Origin of the sequence: Streptomyces sennicomposti (assembly GCF_019890635.1) — a bacterium.
In the GTDB taxonomy this organism is placed as follows: domain Bacteria; phylum Actinomycetota; class Actinomycetes; order Streptomycetales; family Streptomycetaceae; genus Streptomyces; species Streptomyces sennicomposti.
On record NZ_JAIOAB010000058.1, the window covers coordinates 1 to 16,966 of the forward strand.

Consider the following 16,966-nt stretch of genomic DNA (forward strand, 5'->3'; position numbering starts at 1 on the left):
GCGCGACCGAGATCAGCTCCTTCCTCGCGGAACGCCAGCTGGAGCCACCACCGCCCCGCCCGACGGCAACGACACCCCCCCCCCCCCCCCCCCCCCCCCCCCCCCCCCCCCCCCCCCCCCCCCCCCCCCCCCCCCCCCCCCCCCCCCCCGCGCCCCCCCCCCCCCCCCCCCCACCGGGGCGACCGCCCCCTCACCGAGGACGAACGGCCGCCCCGCCGGGGTTCCCCACGGAGGCGATCACCTGATCCCCGCGGCCGTCCCGCCCAGGGCCCCGGCGCTCAGCGCGGGGCGCGGGCCGTGCGGAGGAACTCCCGGACGATCCGCTCCCCGGCCAGTACGCCCCGCTCTGGCAGGGCCGTGACACCGGGGGCCGTCCAGGCGGTCTCGGCGAGTTCGCCGTGGCCCGGGCGCCAGCCGCGGTCCACGGCGAGCAGCAGGTCCGCGTCCAGCAGCGAGTCCCCCGCGCCCAGCACCAGGTCCGCGCCGGTGCGGCGGGCCACCTCGCGCACGGCGGCGCTCTTGGTGAGCGGGGCCGGGACGGCGTAGATCTTGCGGCCCTGGAGCGAGACCGTCCAGCCGCGGGCCGCCGCCCACGCGGCCAGCTCCTTCACCCACTCCTCGGGCAGCAGTTCGCGCTCCACGACGAGATAGGCGAACAGGTCGTCGGCGACCCGCTGCTTGCGCGCCCACACCGGGTCGGCGCTGCGCAGCAGATGCTCGCGCACCTCGGCCAGCGGCGCGCACTCCCCCGCCAGCCGCTCGGTCACGCCCCGGTGCCAGTCGGCGTCCGAGACGCCGTCCACCAGCAGATGCCCGCCGTTGGCGCACACCGCGTACTTCGGCGGCGGGCCCGGCAGGTTGATGCGCAGGTACTGCTTGCGGGTGCGGGTCGTGGTGGGCACGAACACCGCCTCGTCGCCCAGGTCGCACAGCAACTGCGCCGCAGTCTCCGTCATGTACGACAGCGGACGGCTCTCGTGCACCTCCACGCACAGCAGCCTCGGCGCCCGGGCGTCCGGCATGGTCAGCGCGAGGGCGGCGGCCGAGTAGATGAGCGTACGGTCGAGGTCGCTGGCCACCAGCACCGGCATCACGCACCCACCGCCCGGCCGTCGGCGCCGGTCGCCCCGCGCGTGTAGCGGGGGTGGATGAGCCCCACGCAGGTGTACGCCAGGCCGTCCACCTCCTCCACGGGCACCCCTCTCTGCTCGGCGAGCAGGCGCACGTGGTCCAGGTCGGCGCCCGCCCCGGTGCGCGCGAGGATCTTCCACGGCACCCGGCGCAGCAGCACCCGCGTGGTCTCGCCGACGCCGGGCTTGACCAGGTTCACGTCGTGGATGCCGTACTCCTCGCTGATCCGCTCCACGGCCGCCCAGCCCGCCCAGGTCGGGGCGCGGTCGGCGGACAGCAGCTCCTTGGCGGCGGTGTCGACGGCGTCCGCGACCTCCGGGAAGCGGGCGGCGACGGCGTCCAGGAAGGCGTTCGAGACGTCGGCGCCGGCCAGCTCGCGGTAGAACTTCGCGCCGTGGTAGTCGTCCGGGCCGACCAGGTCGGCGCGCAGCACGGTGCGCGAGACCAGCCCGGAGACGGTGGAGTTGAGGCAGGCGGAGGGTATGAGGAAGTCCTCCCGGGTGCCGTACGTCCGCACGCACGCGCCCGGGTCGGCCAGCACCGCGATCTCCGCGTCGAAGCCCCGGGCGCCGCCCTTCGCCTCGAACTCCTCGATGGCCTCGGCGAGTTCGCGGGTGATGGCGCCCTTGCCGGTCCAGCCGTCCACGAAGACCACGTCGGCGGGGTCGTGGTGGGCGGCCAGCCAGCGCAGCGCGTTGGCGTCGATGCCCCGCCCGCGCACGATGGAGACGGCGTAGTGCGGCAGTTCGAGGCCGTGCCGGAAGGCGGCCCAGCGGCGCATCAGCACGCCCACGGGGGTGCCGGCGCGGGCCAGCGAGACCAGCACCGGCCGCGGGGACCGCTCGGCGAGGACGAGTTCGGTGACCGCGCCGACGGCCCGGGCGATCCGGGCGGCGGAGGTCTCGAGGGCGGCGTGGAACAGCTCCTGGTAGCGCGCGCTCGGCTGGTACTCCACCGGCAGCGACTCGGCGTAGTGCGCGCCGCCGCTCTGGATCGCCTCCTCGCGCTCCTCCGTGGGCGCCTCCAGCGTCACGTCCGAGAGGTCTTGGAGCAGCCAGCCGACCTCCTCGGGCGCGTACGAGGAGAAGGCGGGGCCGCGCAGGGGCTCGGGCAGCATGACGGGACGCTCCAGGGTGCGGGCGGGTACGTGGGAGGGCACGACCGCGAGCAGGACGTGCGGGCTGTGCGCGGCGAGGCGGGCGAGCAGGCCCTCGGGCGCGTGCAGGGCGGGCGTGTCGGCGGCCGAGTCGACGACGGCGACGACCGCGTCGAAGCCGGCGCCGGCGACGTTGTAGGCGTAGCGCTCGCCGGGGCCGTCGGCCGGGTCGTCGTGCGCGGGGAAGACCAGCCGGGTGCGGATGGCGTAGCCGGGGTCGTCCACGGCGAGGACCGGCGAGCGGGTGGTGGTGGAGTAGCGCACCTCGGCGTCGGTGGCCGCCTCCAGCGCGTGCGCCAGCCTGAGCGGCGCGTACATCAGCTCCTCGCAGCCGAGCACCAGGACCCGGCGGGCGCCGGCGGGCAGCGCCCCGGCGAGGCGGCCGGCCAGGGCGGGCAGCGCGCGCTCCAGCCGCTGCCGGTGGGCGGGCGTGAAGCCGTGCCGGCCGCCGTCGGGCAGGCCCGCCGGCCAGTCGAGGGCGACGCGCGCGATCCGGCCCGCCGCGCCGGTCTGCGGGGCGGGGGGCTGTTCGTGGCGGGCGACCAGTTCCCGGCCCCGGCGCAGAACGTCCTCGGGGAGGCGGACCGTGCCCGAGGCGGTGGCGACCAGGTCGATACGGGCGCCGATCCGCTCGGCGAAGTCGGTGAGGCGGGCCGTGTCGGCCGGGGAGCGCATGTCGACCAGGGCGACCACCACGTACCGCTCACGGGGGTGGCGGGCGTGCAGGTCGCGGATGGTGTTGAGGACGGTGTTGCCGGTGGAGAACTCGTCGTCCACGAGGACCAGCGGGCCGTCCCCCGCCAGCAGCGCCGGGTCCTCGGGCAGCAGCAGATGGGAGGTGGCGTGCGAGTGGGACTCCTCGAAGCCGCCCGCCGGGGCGACGCCGGGGACCGGGCGGCGCGTGGAGTGCAGGTAGGGGGCCGTGCCCAGGCCGTCGGCGACCGAGTGGCCGAGGCCCGTGGCGGTCTCCGCGTAGCCGAGGACGACCGCCCGGGCGGCCTCCCGCTCGCCCAGCAGTTCCCGCACCCGGCGGCCCAGGTCGAGCCCGTGGCCGTAGACCACCGCCGGGGACTGCGGTACGTGCTTGCCGAGGACGTGGGAGACGAGCAGGTGGGCCCGCTTGGGGTTGCGGCGCAGCGCCAGCCCGAGCAGGCCGGTCAGCTCCGCGCCGCCCACGAGTTCGACGCCGAGCCGCTCGGCGACCCAGGCGCCGGACCAGACCCCGTCGTTCACTGCCTTGTTCATGCGTTCCTTGTGGTCGGTGGGCACGGTGCGCGGCGGGGCCGGGCACGGTGCGGGATCAGCCGGGTATGCCGGCGGCGAGCAGGTCCACGAAGCCGACGTCCTCCCTGGCGACGCCGAACACCTCGGCGCGCAGCAGGGTCCGCTCCGCCCAGGCGCGGTGCGGCTTCACCTCGTTCATCTTGTTCGTGTACGCCGACCTCATGACGCCCCCGCCGCCGCGCTCGGGCCGCAGGATGTCCGCCGCGTCGCTGTACTCCTCGTGGCTGACCACGGACAGCGCGTGCACCGGAAGGACGTGGGAGGGGTGGATGCAGGTCTTGCCCAGCAGCCCGTTCGCCTGGTCCAGGGAGATCTCCCGCAGCAGCCCGTCCATCGCGTGTTCGATGAGTCTCTCGCGCAGCTCGACCGCCTGCACCTCAAGGAAGGGACTCTGCCGCAACTGCGGCTTGAACATGCGCTCCGGTGCCCGGAAGTACTCCCATACCGGCCCGGTGACCGTGAACCCGGTGCCGTCGGCGCGGCCCAGCATGTTCACCACGTCGGCGATCACGGAGGCGACGACCTGGACGTCGTAGGCCGTCATGTCGGGGGCCCGGCGCAGTCCGTAGGAGGAGCAGAAGTCGGTGACGCCGAGGCGCAGCGCGAGGACCCGGTCGCGGTACTTGTCGACCGCGCGGAAGATGCCCTCCAGCGTCTCCACCCGCGACTCCCGGTACAGCAGCTCGGGCGACTCCAGCACCGGCATGGCGAACAGGCGCCGCCCGCCGGCGCTCTCGGCGCTCTCCAGGGCCTCCAGGAACGGCAGGCCGCGCTCGCCGGTGAACTTGGGCAGCACGAAGCCGGACAGCAGCCGCACGGCCGGGCCCAGGCGGCGCACCAGGTCGGGGATCTGGCCGGGGGTGCGGACGCGGATGAACAGCAGCGGCAGGTCGGCGCCGGGGCGGGCGGCCAGGTCGGCGAAGTGGCGGACGAGGTTCTCCTCGCCGTGCTCCACATCCGCGTCGTCGATGGAGTCCTCCAGGCACAGCACCATCGAGATCACGCCGTGGGCGGCCTGTTTGAGGATGTCGTCGGCCAGGCGCGGCCGGGTGGCCGGGCTGTAGAGCGTGGCGCCCAGGGCCGCGGCGAGCAGCCGGGCCTCGGAGTCGGCCGTGAACGCGCAGGGCTCCTGGTGGAAGAGGCGCTGCCGCACCTCAGGAGCGAGGTGCCCGAAATGCCGCATATAGCTCCCCCGTAGTGACCGAAAGTGAGAAAAGGTGGCCGGTAATAGTACGTACGAATCCCCGGTTCAGTTCCCATCGGGCGTGAATTTCTGGTAACGGGGGCGCACATCGAGATGTCCGCTGCGCTACCCGCATTGTCGTGAGCGCGACCGAGCAGGCAGGATGACCGTATGACGCACGCGATGACGAAAGGGTCGAACATCCCGCTGGACGCCACCACGGTACGGGCGGTGGTGCGGTGGACTCCGGGGCAGGGGGCGCCGGACGTCGACGCCTCGGCCCTGCTCCTCGGGCCGGCCGGTCGTGTGCGCTCCGACGAGGACTTCGTCTTCTACAACCAGCCCCGGCATCCCTCCGGGAAGGTGTGGCGGCTGGGGAAGCGGCGGGGTGCGGACGGGCTGACGGACACGGTCCAGGCCGATCTCGCCGGGGTCGAGGCCGCGGTGGGGCGGATTCTGCTGGTCGCCTCGGCGGACGGGGTCACGTTCGACCAGGTGCGGGGGCTGAGCGTCCGGGTGTACGACGCGGCCGTGCCGGACGGGGAGCCGCTGGCGGTCTTCGACATCAAGCCCGAGACGGGGCGGGAGACCGCGCTGATCTGCGGCGAGCTGTACCGGCGCGGTGAGGGCTGGAAGTTCCGGGCGCTGGGCGAGGGGTATTCCAACGGGCTGAAGGGGCTGGCCACGGACTTCGGGATATCCGTGGACGAGTCGGAGGAGGCCGGGGAGGACGAGGGGGCGGCTGCCCCTGCCTCCGCCTCGGCCGCCGCGGCTGCTTCCGCTGTCGCCCAGCCGCTGCCTCCGGAGGCGCCCACGTACGGGTATCCGCAGGCCGTGGGGGCCACGGCGGGGGCCGCGGCCACGGCCGCGGTGCCGGCCACCGCGGGGGCCGGGCCCGCGTACGGGTATCCGCAGTCGGGGTACGGGTATCCGCCCGCGGCGGCGGCCTCGCCCGCGGTGGCGCCCGACCCTGATTTCCGGCTGCCGCCGCAGGGGCCTCAGTTCATCGGGCGGTAACCGGCACCCCGGGGTGCCGCTCGGGGCGGGGACGCCGGACCGCGCCGGCGGGGCGCCGCTGCGCCCACCCGTGCCGCCCTGCGGCACGATGGCCCGCAGCCGCGGAGGGCGTCGGGGCGCTCAGCGGTCCGCGTGTTTGTAGCCTCTGCCCCATTGGAGGCCCCAGCCGTAGAGGCGGTCCAGTTCGGACTGGAAGCCGTAGACGAACTTGACCTCGCGGCGCACCACCAGCTCCCCCTTGACGTTCTCGATCAGGACGACCGCGCAGGAGCGGGCCTGCGGCTGGCGTTCGTCGAGGCCGATCTCGATGCGGGGGCCGTTGCTCGGGTAGAGCGTGACGACCGCGTGGGTGCGGTCGAAGGCCGGCGTCTGGTCGTAGATGTAGACGAAGACCAGCAGCCGTTTGAAGTCGTCCCGGTGGTCGAGGTTGACGTAGATCGTCTCGCCGGAGCCCGAGCCGAACCGGTCGTCGCCGCTCAGCTTGATGTACGGCGGCGCGTTCACGTCGCCGAGGAAGCCGCCCAGCGGCTGCACCACGCCCTTGGTGCCGTCGGCCAGCTCGTACATGCAGCCGAGGTCGAGGTCGACGTTGACCATGGACTGGCTGTGCCCCATGACCTCCGGCGGCTTGAGCGCCCGCAGCGGATGGCGCAGCAGGCTCTCGCGGGTGGAGCCGCCGAAGTCGGAGGTGCGCATCCGCCAGGTCAGGTTGATGCGCAGGTTGCCGGTGGCCGCGCCCTGCTTGGTCAGCGACACCTGGTGGTGCCGTTTGGTCAGTTCGATCGCGTTGGACGCGGCGTTGCCCGAGTCGAACTCGGCCGCGCGTCCGCCCAGCAGACCGTCCAGGAAACCCATCGTCCTCCCCCACCTTCGTCACGCTCGCCGCCCCGCGCACATGCCTGCGGGGCGGCCGAAGGACGCGGTCCGCACCGCTCGCCGTCGTCCTCGCCGGCCGCCCCGCTCGAAGCGTTCCCCCGCGGGGTGGTCCGTCACACCCGCGTATGGGCCTCGGTGTGCTCGCCCGCGCCCGCGGCGCCCTCCTCGGCCGCCAGCGCCCGGTTGCGGCGCACGGAGGACCAGAAGGACCAGGCGATGAGGACGACGCCGACCAGCCCGGTGATCACCTCGTTGATCTGGTACTGGATGGTGACCATGAGGATCACGGCCAGCGCGCCGATGGCGTAGTGGGCGCCGTGCTCCAGGTAGACGTAGTCGTCGAGGGTGCCCTGGCGGACCAGGTAGACGGTCAGCGACCGGACGTACATGGCGCCGATGCCGAGGCCGAGGGCCATCATCACGATGTCGTTGGTGATGGCGAAGGCGCCGATCACGCCGTCGAAGGAGAACGACGCGTCCAGGACCTCCAGGTAGAGGAACATGAAGAACGCGGCCTGGCCGGCCAGCACGATCGCCGGCTTCTGCTTGCCGCTGCGGGCGGCGGCCTCCTCCTCCTCGTGCTCGCGCTCCTCCTCGTCTTCGAGGCGGTCCTCGAAGAACCCGGACAGTCCGCCGACGACCATGTACGTGATCAGACCGGCGATGCCGGCGATCAGGACCGTCTGCGCCTTGTCGACGTGGCCGCCGCCGTGCTGGTGGGCGTGGGTGGCGAAGGTGAAGGAGGTGATCAGCAGGACGATCAGGGCGATGCAGACCGACAGCATGTCGACCTTGCCGAGCTTGGCCAGCGGCCGCTCGATCCAGCGCAGCCACTGGATGTCCCGGTCCTCGAAGATGAAGTCGAGGAAGATCATCAGCAGGAACATGCCGCCGAAGGCGGCGATCGCCGGATGGGCGTCGGTCACCAGTTGCTGGTAGCGGTCCTTGTCGCTGAAGGCCAGGTGGACGGCCTCGATGGGGCCCATCTTCGCGGTGATGGCGACGATGACGACGGGGAAGACCAGCCGCATGCCGAAGACCGCGATGAGCACGCCGACCGTGAGGAAGATCTTCTGCCAGAAGGCGTTCATCTTCTTCAGGATCCCGGCGTTGACCACCGCGTTGTCGAACGACAGCGAGATCTCCAGGACGGCGAGGATCGCCACCACGCCGAAGGCGGTCCATCCCCCGTAGAACACCGCGGCGATCAAGCCGAGCACGGTGATCGCGAACGACCAGCCGAAGGTTTTCAGAAGCACTGGCTACCCAATCCGTATGTGTACGGGTTCCCCCGTCGCCTGCGTACGGGTCTCCCCCGTCGCCGTACCCGGCTTTTTACGAAACGTTGACTCCGAAGTCTAGAGCGATACCGCGAAGTCCGGACGCGTACCCCTGTCCCACGGCACGGAACTTCCATTCGCCCTGGTAGCGGTAGAGCTCGCCGAAGATCATGGCCGTTTCGGTGGAGGCGTCCTCACTGAGGTCGTAGCGGGCGAGTTCCTGGCCGTCGGCCTGGTTGACGACGCGGATGAAGGCGTTGGAGACCTGGCCGAAGGTCTGGCCGCGCTCGTCGGCCATGTGGATCGAGACCGGGAAGACGATCTTCTCGCACTGCGGCGGCACCTTGCCGAGGTCCACCAGGATCGACTCGTCGTCGCCCTCGCCCTCACCGGTGAGGTTGTCGCCGGTGTGCTCGACCGAGCCGTCCGGGCTCTTGAGCTGGTTGTAGAAGACGAACCACTCGTCGCCCATGACCCGGTTGCCGGCGGAGCACAGCAGCGCGCTGGCGTCGAGGTCGAAGGGTGCTCCGGTGGTGGAGCGCGCGTCCCAGCCCAGACCGATCATCACGTTGGTCAGATTGGGTGCGGCCTTGGACAGGGAGACGTTGCCCCCCTTGGCGAGTGTGACGCCCATGATGCTGGTCCTCCCCGGGGATGGTGCTTCTCTGGGTGTCCTGCGCGTCCGGCGCCGCGCGGAAACGCGCGGCGCCGGACGGTCAGGCGTTCAGTCGCTCGGGAGTTCCCGCGAGCGCTGCCGCGGGCGTCCCCGAACGGGATGGGGCTGCGGCTCAGACGTTGACGCCGAAGTCCTGCGCGATGCCGCGCAGGCCCGAGGCGTAGCCCTGGCCGATGGCGCGGAACTTCCACTCCGCGCCGTGCCGGTACAGCTCGCCGAAGACCATCGCCGTCTCGGTGGAGGCGTCCTCGGACAGGTCGTAGCGGGCGATCTCCGCGCCGCCGGCCTGGTTGACCACGCGGATGTAGGCGTTGCGCACCTGGCCGAAGGACTGCTGGCGGTTCTCGGCGTCGTAGATCGAGACCGGGAAGACGATCTTCTCCACGTCGGCCGGGACCGCGGCGAGGTTGACCTTGATGACCTCGTCGTCGCCCTCGCCCTCACCGGTGAGGTTGTCGCCGGTGTGCTCGACCGAGCCGTCGGGGCTCTTGAGGTTGTTGAAGAAGACGAAGTTCTGGTCGCTGCCGACCTTGCCCGCCGCGTTCAGCAGGAGCGCGCTGGCGTCCAGGTCGAAGTCGGTGCCGGTGGTCGTGCGGGCGTCCCAGCCCAGGCCGACGAGGACCGCGGTCAGGCCCGGCGCCTCCTTCGTCAGCGATACGTTGCCGCCCTTGCTGAGGCTGACTCCCACGAGTCCTCCATTGGTGTCCGGGGGCGGGGAGCCCCGTCGTGCATCGGATATGGGATCAACGTCTCGATCCTAGTGACGGGTTCCCGCCCCCGGCAGGCGGTGCGGCCGAACGCGTCGGCGGGCCCGGTCAGAGGGTGTCGAGGGCCTTCACGTACTCGTTCAGGTCACGGGCGTCGGGCAGGCCGTTGACGACCGTCCAGCGCACCACGCCGTCCTTGTCGACGATGAAGGTGCCGCGCACCGCGCAGCCCTTGTCCTCGTCGAAGACGCCGTAGTCGCGCGAGGTGGCGCCGTGCGGCCAGAAGTCGCTGAGCAGCGGGTACTCCAGGCCCTCCTGCTCGGCGAAGACGCGCAGGGTGTGGATGGAGTCGTTGGAGACGGCGAGCAGCTGGGTGTCGTCGTTGACGAACTTCGGCAGGTTGTCGCGCAGGGCGCACAGCTCGCCGGTGCACACGCCGGTGAAGGCGAACGGGTAGAAGAGCAGCACGACGTTCTTCTCGCCGCGGAAGTCGGACAGCCGTACGGTGCGGCCGTGGTTGTCCTTCAGCTCGAAATCGGGCGCCTTGTCGCCGACCTGGATCGCCATCGTCCTGCTTCCCTCCGGTGGGGCTGTTCGGGTGGGACCACCCTACGCAGCGATCACCACGGGGTCGGCGGGCGGGCCGACGAATCGGCCCGCCCGCCGGGCTGCGGACGCCACTGGCGCCCGGCGACTACTTCTTGGACTTGGCCGCCTTCGGCGTGAGCAGCCTGGTGCCGTTCCAGTCCTTGCCCACGCTGACGCTCTTGGTCTGCGACAGACCGGCGGTGGTCGCCGCGTCTCCGATGTCGCTGGGCTCGACGTATCCGTCCCGGCCGGTCTTCGGCGTCAGGAGCAGGATCACTCCGCCCTCGTCGAGGAAGCTCAGCGTGTCGACCAGCGCGTCCGTCAGGTCGCCGTCCTCGTCGCGGAACCACAGCACCACGGCGTCGGCAACGTCGTCGTAGTCCTCGTCGACGAGCTCACTGCCGATGACTTCCTCGATGGACTCGCGGAGCTCCTGGTCGACGTCGTCGTCGTAGCCGATCTCCTGGACCACCTGTCCGGGCTGGAAACCCAGCCTGCCGGCCGGGTTGGTCCGCTCCTCCGCGTGGTCCGCGGTCGCGCTCACGGGTTGCCTCCTGATGGTGTTGCGATTGGGTCTTCGGCCTCGCGCGTGCGCGAAGCGTTGGCCGTAGTCCACACGGGCGGACCGGATCGCGCAAGTACCCGGCGGTTCGGACCGCCGAAACGGTGACGTTCCCGACTGTGTCGCCGCAACTCCTGACACCGTATCCCGGCCCTCGGTGACGTACACCACACCATTGTGTCCGTTTCGCCCGGTCGGCAACCCCGTCGGGGAGGGCCGATGGTCCCGAGTGCGTCCTTCTGTCCCCCGGCAGAGATGACTTTGCCCTGCGCGAGGTACACGATGGGGAATGGTCCAGGCACAGGATGACAACCCGACAACCCGAGCACAAACCCAGAAATGTCGCCCTCTGACAGGTAAGGAACAGCGTGGCTTCCGGATCCGATCGAAACCCGATCATCATTGGCGGCCTTCCGAGTCAGGTTCCTGACTTCGATCCCGAGGAGACCCAGGAGTGGCTCGACTCGCTCGACGCCGCCGTCGACGAGCGCGGCCGGGAACGGGCCCGCTACCTCATGCTCCGGCTGATCGAGCGCGCCCGGGAGAAGCGCGTGGCCGTCCCGGAGATGCGCTCCACGGACTACGTCAACACCATCCCCACCAAGAGCGAGCCGTTCTTCCCGGGCAACGAGGAGATCGAGCGCAAGATCCTCAACGCCACCCGCTGGAACGCCGCGGTGATGGTCTCCCGCGCCCAGCGCCCCGGCATCGGCGTCGGCGGCCACATCGCCACCTTCGCCTCCTCCGCCTCGCTCTACGACGTCGGCTTCAACCACTTCTTCCGCGGCAAGGACGACGGCCGCGGCGGCGACCAGGTCTTCTTCCAGGGGCACGCCTCGCCGGGCATCTACGCGCGCGCGTACCTGCTGGACCGGCTCACCGAACGGCACCTGGACGGCTTCCGCCAGGAGAAGTCGAAGGCGCCCTACGGCCTGTCCAGCTACCCGCACCCGCGCTCCATGCCGGACTTCTGGGAGTTCCCCACCGTCTCCATGGGCCTCGGCCCGATCGGGGCGATCTACCAGGCCCGGATGAACCGCTACATGCAGGCGCGCGGGATCGCCGACACCTCCGACTCGCACGTGTGGGCGTTCCTCGGCGACGGCGAGATGGACGAGCCAGAGTCGCTCGGCCAGCTGTCCATCGCCGCCCGTGAGGGCCTGGACAACCTGACCTTCGTGGTCAACTGCAACCTCCAGCGCCTGGACGGCCCGGTGCGCGGCAACGGCAAGATCATCCAGGAGCTGGAGTCGGTCTTCCGGGGCGCCGGCTGGAACGTGATCAAGCTGATCTGGGACCGCACCTGGGACCCGCTGCTGGCGCAGGACCGCGACGGCATCCTCGTCAACAAGATGAACACGACCCCGGACGGCCAGTTCCAGACCTACGCCACGGAGTCGGGCGCCTACATCCGCGACCACTTCTTCGGCGACGACCAGCGGCTGCGCGCCATGGTCGAGAACATGACCGACGACCAGATCCTGCACCTGGGCCGCGGCGGCCACGACCACCGCAAGATCTACGCGGCCTTCAAGGCGGCCAAGGAGCACAAGGGCCAGCCCACCGTCATCCTGGCCAAGACGATCAAGGGCTGGACGCTGGGCCCCAACTTCGAGGGCCGCAACGCCACGCACCAGATGAAGAAGCTGACGGTCGACGACCTCAAGCGCTTCCGGGACCGGCTGCACCTGCCGATCTCCGACCGGGAGCTGGAGTCCGGCGCGCCACCGTACTACCACCCGGGCCGCGACACCGACGAGATCCAGTACATGCACGACATGCGCAAGCAGCTCGGCGGGTACGTCCCGACCCGCGTCGTGCGCGCCAAGCCGCTGGCGCTGCCGGACGACAAGACGTACGCGTCCGTGAAGAAGGGTTCCGGTCAGCAGGCCATCGCCACCACCATGGCGTTCGTACGGCTGCTGAAGGACCTCATGCGGGACAAGGAGCTGGGGCGCCGGTTCGTCCTGATCGCGCCGGACGAGTACCGCACCTTCGGCATGGACTCGTTCTTCCCGAGTGCGAAGATCTACAACCCGCTCGGACAGCAGTACGAGTCGGTGGACCGCGATCTGCTGCTCGCGTACAAGGAGTCGCCGACCGGGCAGATGCTGCACGACGGCATCTCGGAGGCGGGCTGCACGGCCTCCGCGATCGCGGCGGGCTCGGCCTACGCCACCCACGGCGAGCCGCTGATCCCGGTCTACGTCTTCTACTCGATGTTCGGTTTCCAGCGCACCGGCGACCAGTTCTGGCAGATGGCCGACCAGCTGGCGCGCGGTTTCGTCCTGGGCGCGACCGCCGGCCGTACGACCCTGACCGGTGAGGGGCTCCAGCACGCCGACGGCCACTCGCAGCTGCTGGCCTCCACCAACCCGGGGTGCGTGGCCTACGACCCGGCGTACGCCTACGAGATCGCGCACATCGTGCAGGACGGCCTGCGCCGGATGTACGGCGCCGACGAGCAGCATCCGCACGGCGAGGACGTCTTCTACTACCTCACCGTCTACAACGAGCCGATCCAGCAGCCGGCCGAGCCGGCGGACGTGGACGTGGAGGGCATCCTCAAGGGCGTCCACCGGATCTCCGCCGGCACGGCGGGGCAGATCCCGGCGCAGATCATGGCGTCGGGCGTGGCGGTGCCGTGGGCCCTGGAGGCGCAGCGGATGCTCGCCGCGGACTGGAACGTCAAGGCCGACGTGTGGTCGGCGACGTCCTGGAACGAGCTGCGGCGCGAGGCCGTGGCGTGCGAGGAGCACAACCTGCTGCACCCGGAGGAGGAGCAGCGGGTGCCGTGGGTGACGCGGAAGCTGAGCGGGGCCGAGGGGCCGTTCGTGGCCGTCTCCGACTGGATGCGCTCGGTGCCGGACCAGATCGCGCGCTGGGTGCCGGGGACGTACCAGTCGCTGGGGGCGGACGGCTTCGGCTTCGCCGACACCCGCGGGGCGGCCCGGCGGTTCTTCCACATCGACGCCCCGTCGATCGTGGTGGGCGTGCTGACCGAGCTGGCGCGCGAGGGCAAGGTGGACCGCTCGGTGCTCAAGCAGGCGATCGACCGCTACCGGCTGCTGGACGTGTCGGCGGCCGATCCGGGCGCGGCGGGCGGGGACGCGTAGTCCTCACAGGTCCCGGGGCGGCCCGCCCCGGGCCCCCGGGCAGGGTCCGGAGCCCCGGACACGGCATCGGGCCCCCGCCTCGTCAAGAGGCGGGGGCCCGGTCCCGTTCTTCGGGCGCCCGGGTCACAGCATGCCGTTGCCCCAGGTCGCCGCTCCGGCCAGTGCGATGACGGCCAGGAGCGTGTCGATGGCGCCCAGGACGAGGGCGATCAGGGCCGGCACCGAGCGGTTGGCCCCCGCCCAGCTGCGGCCCATCGCCAGCCAGCCGCAGACGACCGCCACCGGGCCCAGGACGATGCCCAGCACGAAGAATCCGGCGATCGCGCAGATGGTTCCGATGATTCCGAGCGTCGCGCTGTCCGGCCCTCCCCCAAGCTCTCGGCTTCGCTCGACCAGGGGGGACCCCCATCGTGACCACGTCCGGCTACGTGACCGGGGGTGTGCGCGCGTTCCGTGTCCGAAGCCCGCCATCATCAACTCCTCGAACCCCGGGTCGAGTTGGCGTTCTTGGGGTTCGAGGTGCGGGTACCCCGGTTCCGTGTGTCAATCCTCCGTGTGTCAATCCCCTTTTCCGCCGCCCGGCGCGCTGCCCCCTCTCACAGCGCGCCGCGGCGGACCCTCCCCGTCCCGTGCCCTGCGCAGGACCTGACCCACTGTCACCTGCGGCCCGGGTCCGGGGCGAGCGGACCCGGGCAGCATCACCCTGATGGGCGAACCGGACAGGGGCGTACGGAACGGCGCACGCGACGCGGTGCGAGGCCGTCAGATGTGGCCCACGCCCGCGCCCGCCTCCGCGTTCACCCCGCGCTTGGTGAGCAGGGCGACCAGGACGGCCACGGCCGCGACGCCGGCGGCGACCAGCGAGGCGAGGCTCATGCCGGAGATGAACGTCTCGTGGGCGACACCCGCGATCTTCGCGGCGACCGGCTCCGGGGTGCCCTGGGCCACCGGCGGGACGCCGACCCGGACCGCCTCGGAGGCCTGGTGCAGTTGCTCCGGCGTCAGCTTGGGCAGTCCCGCGTCCGCCCAGTTGCCGGCCAGGTCGTTGTCGACCTTGGAGGCCATGACGGCGCCCAGCACCGCGGTGCCGAGGCTGCCGCCGATCTGCATGGCGGCCTGCTGGAGACCGCCGGCCACGCCGGACAGCTCCATCGGCGCGTTGCCGACGATGACCTCGGTGGCGCCGACCATGACGGGCGCGAGGCCCAGGCCGAGCAGGGCGAACCAGAGGGACATCACACCGCTGCCGGTGTCCGTCTCCAGGGTGGAGATGCCGTACATGGCCACAGCGGTGCACGCCATGCCGCCCGCGAGCGGGATGCGCGGACCGACCTTGGTGATCATCGCGCCGGCCAGGGGCGAGCCGACGATCATCATGCCGGTGAGCGGCAGCAGGTGCAGACCGGCGTCGACCGGGCTCATGCCGTGCACGTTCTGGAGGTAGAAGGTGACGAAGAACAGGCCGCCCATGAAGGCGATCGCCATGAGGACCATCAGGACGACACCCGCCGACAGCGGCACCGAGCGGAACATCGCCAGCGGGAGCAGCGGCTCCTTGACCCTGGTCTCCCAGAAGGAGAACGCGGCGAAGCCCACGGCGGACGCCCCGATGAACAGCCAGGTCTTGCCGTCGCCCCAGCCCCACTCCGGGGCCTTGATGAGCGCCCAGACGAGGCAGAACATCGACCCCGACAGCAGGACGATGCCGCCGATGTCGAAGGAGCGCGGCGCGTTCTCGGCCCGGTGGTCGAGCAGGATCACCAGGCCGAGGATCAGGGCGAGGGCGCCGACCGGCACGTTGATGAAGAACACCGACTGCCAGTTGACGTGCTCGACGAGGACGCCGCCGAGGATCGGGCCGCCGGCGGTGGAGGCGCCGATGACCATGCCCCAGATGCCGATGGCCATGTTCAGCTTCTCGGCCGGGAAGGTGGCCCGCAGCAGACCGAGCGCGGCCGGCATCAGCAGCGCGCCGAACAGGCCCTGGAAGACACGGAAGGCGACGACGACACCGATGCTGCCGGACAGGCCGATGGCGCCCGAGGCGGCGGCGAAGCCGGTCACCCCGATCAGGAAGGTCTGCCGGTGCCCGAAGCGGTCGCCGAGCTTGCCCGCGGTGATCAGCGAGACGGCGAGGGCCAGGAAGTAGGCATTGGTGATCCACTGGACGTCGGCGAGGCTGGCGTGGAGGTCGTCCTGGATGGCCGGGTTGGCGATGGCCACGATGGTGCCGTCCAGGGCCACCATCATGACCCCTACGGCGACGGTGATCAGGGTGAACCAGGGGTGGCCGCGCAGGCCCCCGGCCGCCGCGGGGTGCGACGGGTCCCCGGACGCACCGCCCCCCTTCCCCGTTGCGTCGATGGTGGTCTGACTAGTCATACAGTGAGGCTAGTGTCAGTCGCTGACAAGTGACAAACCGATTCACGAGTCGGTAACTGACACGTCACCCTCCTATAGGCTGAACTGGGGAAACAGTTGGTCTGAGGGCCGCGGGAAGCACGGAGAAGTACATGGAGACGGCGGGGACCGCCGAGGCGGCGCCACAGCCGGCGCCGCGGCCGGGACTGCGCGAGCGCAAGAAGCGGCGCACCCGCGACGCACTGCTGCGGGCCTCGCTCGAACTGTTCACCACCAAGGGGTACGAGCAGACGACGGTCGACGACATCGCCGAGGCCGTCGACGTCTCGCAGCGCACCTTCTTCCGCCACTTCCCCGGCAAGGAGGAGGCCGCCTTCGCGGTGCAGGACACGGTGGAGGCGCACTTCGTCCAGGCGCTGCGCGCCCGCCCGCGACACGAGACCCCGCTGGAGGCGCTGCGCCGGGCGGTGCTCGACAGCTGGGACACGATCAGCGACGCCGTCGAGAGCGTGGTGCCCGTCGAGCTGTATCTGCGGATGTTCTGGGTGATCGAGTCCACCCCCGCGCTGCTGGCCGCGTATCTGCGCCGTTCGGTGGAGACGGAGGAGGAGATCGCCCGGCTGCTCGCCGCGCGCGAGGGACTGGACGTGGACGCCGATCCGCGCCCGCGTCTGGCGGTGGCGGTCTTCGGCGGCGTGATGCGGGTGACGGGCCGTCAGTGGAGCACGGGCGAGGACTTCAGCCTGGCCGCGATACGCGCGCTCACCGCCGCCCATCTGGACCAGATCGGCCCGGCCCTGGCGGGCAACTGGCGTACGGACGACGGGGTGGACGCGAACCCGTGCGCGGACCCGTGCGCGGACCCGGACCCGGACGCGGACCCGGGAGCGGATCCGGACGCGGACCCGTGCGCGGACCCGGACGCCGGCGAGGGCGCCACCCCGGGCGCGGACGTCTGAGCGAAGCCTCGAACTGCCGTACGGACAGGCGATCTTGAACGGGCGTGCGAACTGAGATTCCGGTCACGCG

General features: G+C 71.3%; 14 protein-coding genes. 3 read left to right on the forward strand and 11 right to left on the reverse strand.

Going from position 1 to position 16,966, the window contains the following annotated elements:
- Positions 1–278: 278 nt before the first annotated feature.
- Genes K7787_RS25365 through K7787_RS25375 form a run of 3 tightly spaced genes read right to left on the reverse strand, consistent with a single transcriptional unit; the run spans position 279 to position 4,754 of the window.
- Positions 279–1,091 (reverse strand): HAD family hydrolase, encoded by an 813-nt coding sequence (locus K7787_RS25365; protein WP_043260772.1) that lies wholly within the window; start codon positions 1,089–1,091, stop codon positions 279–281.
- Positions 1,091–3,532 (reverse strand): phosphoribosyltransferase, encoded by a 2,442-nt coding sequence (locus tag K7787_RS25370; protein WP_169435865.1) that lies wholly within the window; start codon positions 3,530–3,532, stop codon positions 1,091–1,093. The genes K7787_RS25365 and K7787_RS25370 overlap by 1 nt, the downstream gene beginning before the upstream one ends.
- 55 nt (positions 3,533–3,587) lie before the next feature.
- A complete protein-coding gene (locus tag K7787_RS25375) occupies positions 3,588–4,754 on the reverse strand; it encodes an HpcH/HpaI aldolase/citrate lyase family protein (protein ID WP_009188382.1) in 1,167 nt (388 codons plus the stop codon).
- 171 nt (positions 4,755–4,925) lie between these two features.
- Between K7787_RS25375 and K7787_RS25380 the strand changes: the two genes are divergently transcribed.
- Entirely contained in the window at positions 4,926–5,771 is an 846-nt protein-coding gene (locus tag K7787_RS25380; protein ID WP_169435867.1) for a TerD family protein, read from the forward strand.
- 120 nt (positions 5,772–5,891) lie between these two features.
- Here the strand turns inward: K7787_RS25380 and K7787_RS25385 are convergent, their stop codons facing one another.
- From K7787_RS25385 to K7787_RS25410, 6 genes are all read right to left on the reverse strand, one after another.
- Positions 5,892–6,626: a TerD family protein gene (locus K7787_RS25385; RefSeq protein WP_009188384.1), complete on the reverse strand. Its 735-nt coding sequence runs from the start codon at positions 6,624–6,626 to the stop codon at positions 5,892–5,894.
- A 134-nt stretch (positions 6,627–6,760) separates the two neighbouring features.
- Positions 6,761–7,906, reverse strand: a complete 1,146-nt coding sequence (locus K7787_RS25390; RefSeq protein WP_019982189.1) for a DUF475 domain-containing protein — start codon at positions 7,904–7,906, stop codon at positions 6,761–6,763.
- Between the two features lie 76 nt (positions 7,907–7,982).
- Positions 7,983–8,561: a TerD family protein gene (locus K7787_RS25395; protein WP_009188386.1), complete on the reverse strand. Its 579-nt coding sequence runs from the start codon at positions 8,559–8,561 to the stop codon at positions 7,983–7,985.
- A gap of 154 nt (positions 8,562–8,715) precedes the next feature.
- The gene (locus K7787_RS25400; protein ID WP_009188387.1) at positions 8,716–9,291 is read right to left on the reverse strand and encodes a TerD family protein; all 576 of its coding nucleotides are present in this window, start codon (positions 9,289–9,291) and stop codon (positions 8,716–8,718) included.
- A 127-nt stretch (positions 9,292–9,418) separates the two neighbouring features.
- Positions 9,419–9,877: a peroxiredoxin gene (locus tag K7787_RS25405; protein ID WP_009188388.1), complete on the reverse strand. Its 459-nt coding sequence runs from the start codon at positions 9,875–9,877 to the stop codon at positions 9,419–9,421.
- A 127-nt stretch (positions 9,878–10,004) separates the two neighbouring features.
- A complete protein-coding gene (locus K7787_RS25410; protein WP_019982191.1) occupies positions 10,005–10,442 on the reverse strand; it encodes a DUF3052 domain-containing protein in 438 nt (145 codons plus the stop codon).
- Positions 10,443–10,828: 386 nt separating this feature from the next.
- Here K7787_RS25410 and aceE point away from each other — a divergent pair, with 386 nt between their 5' ends.
- Positions 10,829–13,576 carry a pyruvate dehydrogenase (acetyl-transferring), homodimeric type gene (gene aceE, locus K7787_RS25415; RefSeq protein WP_223003068.1) on the forward strand — a complete coding sequence of 916 codons (2,748 nt, stop codon included), beginning with the start codon at positions 10,829–10,831 and terminating at the stop codon, positions 13,574–13,576.
- Between the two features lie 123 nt (positions 13,577–13,699).
- Here aceE and K7787_RS25420 read toward each other — a convergent pair whose 3' ends face one another.
- Together K7787_RS25420 and K7787_RS25425 are read right to left on the reverse strand one after the other, a co-directional pair.
- Positions 13,700–14,050: a small hydrophobic protein gene (locus tag K7787_RS25420; RefSeq protein ID WP_078624883.1), complete on the reverse strand. Its 351-nt coding sequence runs from the start codon at positions 14,048–14,050 to the stop codon at positions 13,700–13,702.
- A 288-nt stretch (positions 14,051–14,338) separates the two neighbouring features.
- A complete protein-coding gene (locus tag K7787_RS25425; RefSeq protein WP_164392404.1) occupies positions 14,339–15,958 on the reverse strand; it encodes an MFS transporter in 1,620 nt (539 codons plus the stop codon).
- A 131-nt stretch (positions 15,959–16,089) separates the two neighbouring features.
- Between K7787_RS25425 and K7787_RS25430 the strand changes: the two genes are divergently transcribed.
- A complete protein-coding gene (locus K7787_RS25430; protein ID WP_223003069.1) occupies positions 16,090–16,896 on the forward strand; it encodes a TetR/AcrR family transcriptional regulator in 807 nt (268 codons plus the stop codon).
- Positions 16,897–16,966: the final 70 nt, after the last annotated feature.